The sequence below is a fragment of the Protofrankia sp. CiP1_Cm_nod4 genome (genome assembly GCF_982290645.1).
Genome location: NZ_CEVIVC010000152.1, coordinates 7,237 through 9,196 on the forward strand (window position 1 = coordinate 7,237; position 1,960 = coordinate 9,196).

The 1,960-nt window shown below is 71.7% G+C and carries 2 protein-coding genes; both read left to right on the plus strand.

Translation table 11 applies throughout. The features are described 5' to 3' along the window. A partial coding sequence (locus AC5LSR_RS20605; RefSeq protein WP_493464760.1) for an NHL domain-containing protein occupies nt 1-1,208 on the plus strand: 1,208 nt, incomplete at its 5' end. Between the two features lie 401 nt (nt 1,209-1,609). Then, nucleotides 1,610-1,768 carry a hypothetical protein gene (locus AC5LSR_RS20610; protein WP_175648265.1) on the plus strand — a complete coding sequence of 53 codons (159 nt, stop codon included), beginning with the start codon at nt 1,610-1,612 and terminating at the stop codon, nt 1,766-1,768. Nucleotides 1,769-1,960 lie beyond the last annotated feature (192 nt).

The window sequence follows — 1,960 nt, forward strand, 5'->3', positions numbered from 1 at the left end:
CACGGCGTGTGGCGGCCCTGTTCGGGCCGCGGCGCAACCGGATCGGCGCCGGTGTCCTGGTACTCGTCCTGGTCGCCGTCATCCTGGTCGCGCTCTCACGCGGTGGCTCCGGCCCACGGCCGGGCCGGGCCGCGTACAGCGGCCCCACCATCACGGGCGCGCTCTCCTCGGTGAACGGCATCGCCATCGGCCCGGACGGCACCATCGTCGTGTCGGACAGCAGCGCCGGCCGCGTCCTGACGCTCAGCCCGGCCGGGACCGTCGAGTGGCTGGCTGGTTCCCGCCCGCCGTCACCGAGGCCGACGGCCGGGGCGAGCGCACAGCCCACGGCCGACACCGACGCCCGCCGGAAGGTCCTGGCCTCACCGGGCAGTGTGGCGGTCGACACCGCCGGCGCGATCTACGTCGCCACCAGCACCTCCGACGGCCAGGTTTTCATGATCACCAGGGACGGCGGCATCTCCGTGGTCGCCGGCAGCGGTTCCGAGCTGGACGGATTCACGGGAAACAACGGGGCCGCAGCCGCCGCGGAACTGTCGGGCCCACGCGGGATCGCGGTCGACGACAACGGCGACGTCCTCTTTTCCGAAGGCAGCCGGGTACGGAAGGTCACGGTCGCCACCGGCCGCATCGCCGCGGTCGCGGGCTCGTCGACCAGCGGGACGTCGGGTGACAACGGCCCGGCCGCCGACGCCCTGTTGAACAATCCGGCGAGTGTCGTCATCGCCAGGGACGGCAGCGTCTACATCCTCGACAGAGGGACGGAAACAGTCCGGAAGATCAGCCCGAAGGGCGTCATCTCCCGTTTCGCCGGCGCGGCACCGTCAGCGACGGGCACGGCGTCGCCCACGCCGACCGCCTCACCGCCGCCGGTCGGCAGCGCCGGGGACGGCTCCCCGGCGACCGCGGTGACGCTCGGGGATCCCAGCGGGATCGCGCTCGCGCCGAACGGTGATCTCTACATCGCCGACTACGCGAACAACGTGATCCGGCTGGTGGACGCGGCCACCGGCGTGATCAGCACCTTCGCCGGGTCCCGCGCCGCCACCGAGCCCGGGGACGGCGGCGACGCGCGGGAGGCCCGGGTCTACGCGCCGACCGGGATCGCCGTCGACGGCACCGGCGCGGTCTACATCGCCCAGTACGGCGGGATCGTCCGCCGGGTCGGGCCGGACGGCCTCATATCCACCGTCCTCAAGCCCTCCTGACGCCGCCGGGCCCCCTGGGCCCCTGCACCCCTGGGCACCCCTGGGCGCATGCCGCGCCGGCCGCACCGCGGCTGGCGTCTCGTCCGGTCCTGGCCATCGCACACAGTCCTGGCCGTCTCACACCGTTGCCCGCGTTCCCCGTCATTGCCCGCTCTCCCGCACCGTCCGGGCGCACCGGACTGTTCACGGAGAGTGTTCCCCTTAGGGACGTCGAGCGATGACGGGACGTTCGGCACCGCGGTCGTCAACGGAGCCACCTGCCCCGCTTCCCGGACAGAGGGCACCCAGAGTTTCCACTCGATTACACAAACGAGCGGTCGACATGTCATCGAGCGTGGATGGCGGGAGGCTCCGGTGAGCGTGGACGGCGCCTGTCCACCCCGTCTCCCGCGAGGTCCGGCATGACCGTGAAAAAGCTGACGCATCTGTCCCTGCTCGCATTGCTGATCTTTTATCTGGCGAACACGCCAAGCGACGCCGCTTACGTGGTCCGCTCGGCGGTCATCGTGCTCGGGGACGCCGCGGAAGGCCTGTCCCATTTCGTCACCGAGGTCGCGTGAGAGGCCGCATGAGGCGTCACATGAGACGTCGAACGGAACCGGGCGGGAGCACGGATGAACCGTGACACGATGACCACTATCCGCTGTTCCCGCCACGGAGCCGGCGGGCTCCTCCAACCCTGCCCGGAGAGGCGGCCGCGGTTACGCGGGATGGCCGGCCGGATGACGGCCGGTCAGGGGCGGCCGGTCAGG